Genomic DNA, 8,649 nt, shown 5'->3' on the forward strand with positions numbered 1-8,649 from the left:
TAAGAAGCAGCTGATGATCCTGATGATTATTCTCCGCAACTCTTGATAAGAGGATTCTTAACAAGCTTATGGAGTATGCAAATACCCAACTTTAAAAGTTGTAATGATGGTTATGCATATGGATCTCATAGCTCAATACTAAATTCAAAACACACAAGATTAAAACAAACAGATTTAAAACAACACACTAAGGATAAAAATTATGGCAATGTCACCAAAATTAGTTAAAACTGCTGCTGTAGCAGCTCTCGTAAGTTTAGTAACTACTACAGCGTTAGCTACTGGTGTTCCAACGAACAATCAAAACAACCAAGCTCCTCAGCAGTTCAATACTATGCCTTATCCTCCGCAGGGACAGCCGATGCAGCTTGATGTTAGGAATGATAATTCTCTAGCTAAGCTACGATTACCACAAGGGGTAACAGTAAAAGCTCCTGCGAATTTTGTGGTGACTCCTACGGATAACGCTTTATTACGTGCTGTAGGTACTAACGCACAAGTGTACGTAATGTTAGTACCAAAAAATCAATCTACTGACTTTAGTTCACTATTACAGTCACAAAGAACTGCGGACAATAATCAACAAAGATTCTACGTAGATAATAATTATCAACGTAATATGGCTCAACAAGGTGCACAAGGTCAACAACCGAATCAACCACAAGGTCAGTTCGCACCTCAAGGTCAGCAACCTAATCAGCCACAAGGTCAATTTGCCCCTCAAGGTCAACAGCCTAATCAACCACAAGGTCAGTTAGCACCTCAAGGTCAACAACCTAGCCAAGTTCAAGGTCAGTTCGCTCCGCAAGGTCAGCAGCCTAACCAAGCTCAAGGTCAATTTGCACCACAAGGTCAGCAACCTAACCAAGCTCAAGGTCAATTTGCACCACAAGGTCAACAACCTAATCAAGCTCAAGGTCAATTTGCACCACAAGGTCAACAACCTAATCAACCACAAGGTCAGTTTGCACCTCAAGGTAAACAACCTAACCAAGAGCAAGGTGGTAACCCAGATCGTCAACAATTTAAAGGTTCTTCGCCATATGGTTTAACTGTTGGTGAATTATCTCGTATGCAACGTATGCACGATCATCACAAAGGTATGAAAGGTGGTGAACGTCGTGAAGCTAGAGATGACATGAAAGCTGAAGGTAGACCTCAAAATAATGATAATGGTTTTGCTAAACAACCTGGAATGGGTCAACCAGCTGGTATGAATCAACAATCAGGTGTGAACCAACAGCCAGGAGCGAACCAACAGCCAGGTGCAAATCAACAACCAGGTATGAACCAACAACCTGGTATGAATCAACAACCTGGTATGAATCAACAACCTAGTATGAATCAACAACTAGGTATGAATCAACAACTAGGTATGAATCAACAACTAGGTATGAATCAACAACCAGGTATGAATCAACAACCAGGTATGAATCAACAACCTAGTATGGGTCAACAACCTGGTATGGGTCAACAACCTAGTATGGGTCAACAACCTGGTATGGGTCAACAACCTAGTATGATGCCGCAATTTGGCATGATGAATGGTCAACCAAGTCCTAATGATTTAACTTTAGCTCCTAGTCGTATGCTAAATGGTAAATTATTAGATCGTTTACCACAAGATGCTAATGCTCAACAACCAGCTCAAGCTACTTTAAATGTTGATCAACAAAATGCGGTAGCTAATTTAGTATTAAATGCAACTACCGAGAAGTTAGCTGTTTCACAAGATAATGAATTTGCTAATGGTCAAACTAAAGTTGTAATGGCTGATGGTAAAGGATCAATTCGTTTTGACGCTCGTGTTTATTCACAAAATGGTAACATTCGTGACGCTTATCAATACGTGCATGCTGTAACTATGGATTACAATAAAGATTACAACCTAGTTGCTGTATATTACTATTTTGGTGATAAACCAGAATCACGTCAAACTATCGCTCAAGTTGAAGGTTTCTTAGAATCAGTACGTACGTTTAAACCTCACTTTAAACATATGCCATTCCAAGGTAACCGTGCTGATAATGCACAGGCTCCAGCACAACCTGCGCCAAATATGCCAAATAATACGCAAAACAATGGCAATAACCAAGGTAATGCTTTTGTGAATCGTGGTTCTCAAGCTCCAGTAGCACCAAATAATGGTACACCTGCAGCTCCAAACGCTACACCTGCAGTACCTAATGCTTCCTGTAGCTCCAAACAATGGTAATCCGGTTAACTCAAATAATAATCAGGTAAACAATAACCAACCAGCTACAGTGCCACAAGTACCTCAAGTACCACAAACAGCTCCTGCAAATAACTAATATAGAAAAATTAGTAAAATTAAAACCGAGAGGATAATTTCTTCTCGGTTTTCTTATATGTAAAGAATGCTATTAAAAGTAGGTAATTCTGTATAGCTATAGTTTGGTTATACGTCGATTTTGCTTAGCATAAATTTATGCATAAGCGTATAATAAGCTAACTATTGCAAACTTTAACTCTTCTAACGCAAACATGTTTAGTAATAAGCAATATTTTACGAGTTTTAATCAAATAAAAAGCTTATGCTTATTTCGCCTTTCTGCCATTGGAGATATTTTAAATTTAATTCCAAGTTTAGAATTAGTTTTAAAGAACTATCCACATGTAGAAGTAACTTGGATCATTGGTAGTGGCGAGTATAATCTTTTTAAACATTTAAGTAATAGATACCCCCAATTAAAATTTGTTGTCTTTAATAAGAAGAAAACTTCTTATTTTCAAGCATTCAAACTATTACGCAATATTCAAGCAACACCGTTTGATTTATTAATTCACGCGCAAACTTCAATGCGTGCAAATGTTTTAGCTTCTTTTATTCGTGCCAAAGAAAAAGTAGGCTTTAGTTGGGAAAGAAGTTTTGAAGGGCATTCATTAGTTATAAATCATCGCATTCCTAAGCAAACGTCAATGCATGTAATGGTTGATTATTTTGACTTATTTAAGCCTTATTTAAGTCAAGCTGATATCCAAGAGTTTGAGAACTTAGTAACAGATACGGCTTTACTTTATAGTGGAAACTATCCGCAAAGACTTCTAGCGCAAGAACATTTAAAACCGCTTTTTGATTTAGGTTTAGGTGAACCTAATTCCGAACAAGCAATTGAGAATATTAGTAAACATAATATTTCGCTTTATCGTTTACTAGTTAGTGTAAGTAAATATGCTGCTCCGGACAAAAATCAACGTGATGGACGTTTAATTTTTGTCAATCCAGCCTCTTCGGCAATGAAGAAAAACTGGACGGAAAAAGGGTACGTAGATTTAATTATTTATCTAATTGAAGCTGGGCACCGAGTTGTAGTTACCGGCGGTAAGAATACCCAAGAATTAAATTTAGTTAATGCGGTTGCTAAACGTATTGATGATTTAATTTATACTTCACATCATAATCTAACAACTAAAAGTCTAGATCGTGCAGGGAAACAAGTATTTTTTAATTTAGCTGGTAAAACTAATTTAAGTGAGCTCTATTTATTTATGAGTCTTGCTGACTTAGTGATTTCTCCTGATTCAGGTCCTATGCATTTAGCTTCATGTATTGGTATCCCAACCATTGGTTTATTTGCTTACATTAATCCTTTACGTTCGGGTCCAATTCAAGGGGTGGGAGACGTAATTAGCGTATTCCATAAAAATATGTATGGACATGATATTGAGTTTACGCAAGAACAATACGAACAAGACTTAGTAAATTGGCGTAAAAAACCACATAATAGCGATGATAAGCTAATGAGACAAATCAATAGCTTACAAGTGGTAGAAAAAGTCCAAGAAGTTTTAGATCGTATGGATCAACAAGAAAATGTTCCTGCAGGTACTTATCATGAACATTTTAAAACTTGGCCAAAAAGACAAAAAAAGATCATAACCATGCTCAATAAAACTCAAGATGGTGAAGTTATTGAGTAGTGATAGTCTTTGCTTATAAGAAGTTACCTAGGCTAACAGATAAGTTAGAAAAAATAGATAATCTAGATAATCTAGATAAGCTAGATAAGATAGGTCTATCTTGAACAATCTTTGTGGTACAGCTCACTTGCAAAATATTGAGCAGCTAAGTTAAACTAAGATAAATCGTTTTGAGCATAGTACAAAGCTACGTTCAATTCTACGTCCAATTACAATAATCCCCCTAAAAGATAATCGCATAAGATAATCTTTTGGGGGGATTAAGTTTATAATTTTTTGACAGACTTACCGACTTAATGACTTACAGACTAACTTAAGTAAGGGGACTATTTAATTTAGGAGTTTTATTAAAGATTTGGTCTGTTGTCTGACAAGATTTAGCAGATTAATGCCAAAATATAGGCGCTTGTAAATCAGTCATTTTATAACTCGAACGAAAACTATACATAGATAACACTGTTGCGACCTGATTAATTTCTCCAAAATCAGCAGTTGTTGCTTGTGTCATTTCAGGATAAATCATTAGTATGTTAGCAAGAGTAAAGAATAAATCTTTATGTTGCTTATTATGATTTAGTTCTTCTTGCTTTAGCCTACTCCATAATGAGATATCTGACATTACATCTTTGTATTTATGAGCTTGTGAATATAAGGTGCTTGTGCGTTCTTTAAATGTATATTGCTTCACTTCTTCTTCAATCAGTTCAAAGGCAAGAGTACTGCTATCTTTGATGGTATATAAAGAAGTTTCTGGGTTATATTCACCCCATATAGTGCTAAATTCCATAGCAAAATAACTAGGATCACATTGCCAGAGGTAATTACCTAAGGGCAGAGCTAAAAGTTTATACAGATTGTATAAACGAAAAGTAGCAGTTAACTCTTTACGCCAAATTAAATTAGCTTGCCAACTTAGCAGTCTTAATTGAGCTACATGTTCTTGCGCGCTTGAGAGAGCGGTATAGCAAAATTGTTGCAATAAGAATGGATAGGCTTGTTCAGCTGCATATACTTCTTGATAATGCAATTCAAGCACCATTGGTTCAAATAACGCTTGTAGAGTAGTTAATACACTATAGTCGTTTTTGAAGATTAGTTGCCAATGCTCAATGATAGGTTTGGTAAGGCTGATGAATTTAGTGTCTAACTTTTTTAACTGTTCTTTAGTAAAAAAGACTTTATATTCAAGTTTAAGTCCTTTTATAAAGGTCTTAGCATCATAATGAGCTTGTAATTGTGCCCAAGTAAAAAGGTAGCCTAATACATGAGCATAACTTGGAGTATCCGCACTAAAGGGAAAGTGCTTTTGCCAATATTTATATAGTGGTAAAGAGGCTTGTAAAAAATTTACAATAGCGGTTATTTCAGCTTGATTTTTAGGTTGATCTTCAGCTTGTAAGCTTTTTATTTTATTGAGCAGAGCATCTAATTCAGGATTAGTTGTCACCTCGGGATGTTGCAGCGACAATCCAAGATCTCTTGCTAATTGTGATGTAATTTTACGCATAAACTTATTATTTGGTTATGGGACAGACGAAAAAGTTTTACGAAAGCAATTTGCACAAAGGAAAAATTGATCTCGCAATAGAGGGTCTTTTATTATCTTAACCAAAAATTTTTCTGCGTAAGTGAAAAATCTTGCGATTTGCCAAGTAGATCACACTTTTGGCTTTTAGACAACGTAACAAAGTTAAAATATTAAATATGGATTCACCATATTTCTCTATATAGGGATATTCCATCTATCTATATAGCGATATTGCATCTATGTAGTGATACGCTATATACGACACACCATATTGTGAAAAGTACAAATAAAAGAAACCACCTAGCTAAAGTTGAGGCTTTCGCTAGGTGGATTGAGAATTGGTATTTATCATTTAGGGATTATGTAAAAATATTAATGTATAGCTTATCAAAAATAAGTAGTACATCTAAATTTAAAGGTGGATCTATAAATATTGCTCGTCTAGGACTAAGCTTTTAGGTAATTGCTAACTAAACAATTTCGGTAAAAGAATACTAGCCCAAATGAGACCTGCAATAATAGCAGCTATTAATACGGCTGCTGAACCTAGATCTTTAGCGCGACCAGATAATTCGTGAATTTCTCCACCAAAGCGATCTACTACGGCTTCAATTGCACTATTAATTAGCTCAACCATAATGATTAAAAGTACGGCAGCGATTAATAAAGCTACTTCTAAAAAAGAATCACCTAAAATAATAGCTAAAGGTGTGGTAATAATTAAGAGAACAACTTCTTGACGAAAAGCAGCCTCGTTTTTAAATGCAGCTTTCAGTCCTTTCCAAGAATAACCAGCTGCTTTAATAAAATGGGTAAAACCTGTATATTTTTGCATAATATCTAAGCAAGATTTAATAAAATGTCTAAACATTATCTAAATTATAAAGGTCAGTCTTTTTAAAAAGATAATGAAGATTTCCTAGATTATAACACGAGCAAAGCTCAAACCTATATTTAGGCTATGAGATAGGATATAGATGAATACTCATGCTTAATTAAATGCTTAACAAATACTTTCCGCAAGTTTAAATTTGGTAATAAATTTTATGCTTAATCTCCAATTAAATCATGATTTTTGGCAACAAATTTTAGAACAAACTAAAGTGGCTGGTAACGAACATTTAGTTAAAAATTTAAATGCTGAGTTACTAACTAAATTTTGGCAATATCATGTATATCAAAATCTAGATACACTAAAAAAACAACAAGTAGTAAATGTTAACTACTTTGTGGTGCTGGAAAAATCAATCCTAGGTTTACAACTGAGCATTCCTCATGCCAAATTTAAAGTGCTTATGCCTCATCAAGTTAATGTTTGGGAGCATAAAGTAAAAACCAGTCTTGAAGAGGTAGTTAAGCAACAAGTGCTAGGAGAAGTAAAGCAGCAAGCATTGACTAAAGCTCTAGCGAGACAATTTTTAAGAGAGAAGTATATAAATGCGCTATTACCAAGACTCTGGGAACATGGTATAGATAGTACTTGGATAAAAGAGTTTTATGCATGGCATGTAGGAGATAAGGATACTAACTTATTTCTAAGTAGTATTGAAAGCGAACAAGAATTAGAGATAACAAGTTTATTACCTAAGATTATTCTTGATCCTTATCGCATTTATAAAGCCCAAGTAATTAACTTAGATCTAGAAAATAATTTAGCTTTTGTCAAATTGCAGCTAGGAGCACTGGCAGAAAATGTAGCTCAAGCTAACCAAATTGCAATCTTAAAACTAAGTGATTGTTTTGAAGCATATGCTAATAATAAAAAAGCGTATAAATCTATAAAAGATCTTATTAGTAATAAGCAACATTTAAATGTACGCTTAAAATCTTTAGCCTATGCTGATAAATATGCACGGGTTACACTAGCCGAACCTAAAGACTTTGCTCAAAGTCCCTTAGCCCAATTAGAACTCTTAAATAATAATCTTTGGGATAAAAATAGTTCAGATGAACAGGTTGTAAATTTAGACAAAATAACTAATGTTTGTCGTAATTTAGATCTAGAATTTTTGTTTAAGTACCTATTAGGTGAAGCTGCATATACTTATTACTTATGGCAAACACAAAGCAATTTAAATGTGAGTAATGTTCCAGTTGCCCAAGCAGAGTTACTTACACCATTGACTACATGGCAAAGTGGTGTATTAGATAAAGTAATTAACTTTGCTGGTAATCCAATTAGTTTAAAGAGCTTAAAAGATAAGTTTGTTATAAGTGGTATTGGCACTAAAACTAAAGACTCATTACTTGTCAGCGGTAATAACTTCGAGAAAAAAGAAGCGGCTTATAAATTTTTAGGTACTTCTATTAGTTCAAAGTGGGGAATTAATTTAGACCTTGATTATGTATATTTAGGTGTAACTATAGATATTAATGCTGGACAAGCTAAAACATCAGATCTTTTAAATGCAATTAATGAAGATGAATTGTATAAAAGATATAATTTGCAAAATTCTAAACGAGAAATCTGTAAATATATAAACGGTAATATGGATTATCGTTTAGCAATTAATCTTTTAGCATTGCCTCTAGTGTTTAACACGATTAAGCAATTAAAATTAGTAGGACAAATACTTGTTGATTTTTTACCTTTAGCGAAAAAATCAGCAACTGTATTTAATAATGAATTAGCATTATTAGCCAAAGAATATGGCTTAGAAGCTGATATTGTTTTACAAAGTTCTAATCCGAAAAATTACTTAACTAGTAATGCCATTTTAGAGTTAGCTAAAGAACGTGAATATATTCCTCTTGCTTACCAACTAACTGAAAGCTCTAATAACCAAGAACAAGACAACATATATAGTCAATGGTTAAACTTTAGAGACTTTATGCTCGACTTAATTAAACAACAAGCTATTAAAGTTAGTAAAAAGTCGAAATCAAGCTTCTACCAGAACTTCAGTACATATGCTATAAGCGATGAGCAAAATCATCTTCAAGAAAATACACCATTAAATAATTGGTTAAAGAGCAAGAATGCTAAAGAAGTAATAGACATTAATAAAAACTTAGAGCAAGAAGTTTATAAAGCAGAAGGATTAGATTGGCAACTTATAACCCAAGCTATAGTCGAAGAATATAGTACTTATTATCATAAGTATGAATTAGCATTAATTAATGCATTAGCAAAATTGCCAGCGTATGAAACTAGACAGCAATATTTAAGTGCTTACAGT

At 34.1% G+C, this 8,649-nt stretch carries 6 protein-coding genes; 4 read left to right on the plus strand and 2 right to left on the minus strand.

Annotated elements, in window-relative coordinates:
• Positions 1 to 202 precede the first annotated feature (202 nt).
• From CKF58_RS00445 to CKF58_RS00450, 3 genes are all read left to right on the plus strand, one after another.
• Positions 203 to 2,215, plus strand: a complete 2,013-nt coding sequence (locus CKF58_RS00445) for a hypothetical protein (protein ID WP_119530024.1) — start codon at positions 203 to 205, stop codon at positions 2,213 to 2,215.
• The gene (locus CKF58_RS08615; RefSeq protein ID WP_281270658.1) at positions 2,187 to 2,312 is read left to right on the plus strand and encodes a hypothetical protein; all 126 of its coding nucleotides are present in this window, start codon (positions 2,187 to 2,189) and stop codon (positions 2,310 to 2,312) included. The genes CKF58_RS00445 and CKF58_RS08615 overlap by 29 nt, the downstream gene beginning before the upstream one ends.
• A gap of 193 nt (positions 2,313 to 2,505) precedes the next feature.
• Complete coding sequence (locus CKF58_RS00450; RefSeq protein ID WP_119530025.1) at positions 2,506 to 3,942, plus strand: glycosyltransferase family 9 protein; 1,437 nt, start codon at positions 2,506 to 2,508, stop codon at positions 3,940 to 3,942.
• 385 nt (positions 3,943 to 4,327) lie between these two features.
• On the opposite strand, the gene CKF58_RS00455 is transcribed toward CKF58_RS00450, so the two are convergent.
• Positions 4,328 to 5,449, minus strand: a complete 1,122-nt coding sequence (locus CKF58_RS00455; protein WP_119530026.1) for a hypothetical protein — start codon at positions 5,447 to 5,449, stop codon at positions 4,328 to 4,330.
• 487 nt (positions 5,450 to 5,936) lie between these two features.
• The gene (locus CKF58_RS00460; protein WP_119530029.1) at positions 5,937 to 6,305 is read right to left on the minus strand and encodes a diacylglycerol kinase; all 369 of its coding nucleotides are present in this window, start codon (positions 6,303 to 6,305) and stop codon (positions 5,937 to 5,939) included.
• 211 nt (positions 6,306 to 6,516) lie between these two features.
• On the opposite strand from CKF58_RS00460, the gene CKF58_RS00465 reads away from it, so the two are divergent.
• On the plus strand, positions 6,517 to 8,649 hold a 2,133-nt coding region (locus CKF58_RS00465), incomplete at its 3' end, for a hypothetical protein (protein WP_147397177.1).

Origin of the sequence: Psittacicella hinzii (assembly GCF_003585935.1) — a bacterium.
GTDB lineage: Bacteria > Pseudomonadota > Gammaproteobacteria > Enterobacterales > Psittacicellaceae > Psittacicella > Psittacicella hinzii.

Bases quoted from the DNA above. Each gene is read 5' to 3' on its own strand.
- CKF58_RS00460 (WP_119530029.1), bottom strand. From the start codon at position 6,305: ATGCAAAAATATACAGGTTTTACCCATTTTATTAAAGCAGCTGGTTAT.
- CKF58_RS00445 (WP_119530024.1), top strand. From the start codon at position 203: ATGGCAATGTCACCAAAATTAGTTAAAACTGCTGCTGTAGCAGCTCTC.
- CKF58_RS00450 (WP_119530025.1), top strand. From the start codon at position 2,506: ATGTTTAGTAATAAGCAATATTTTACGAGTTTTAATCAAATAAAAAGC.
- CKF58_RS08615 (WP_281270658.1), top strand. From the start codon at position 2,187: ATGCTTCCTGTAGCTCCAAACAATGGTAATCCGGTTAACTCAAATAAT.
- CKF58_RS00455 (WP_119530026.1), bottom strand. From the start codon at position 5,449: ATGCGTAAAATTACATCACAATTAGCAAGAGATCTTGGATTGTCGCTG.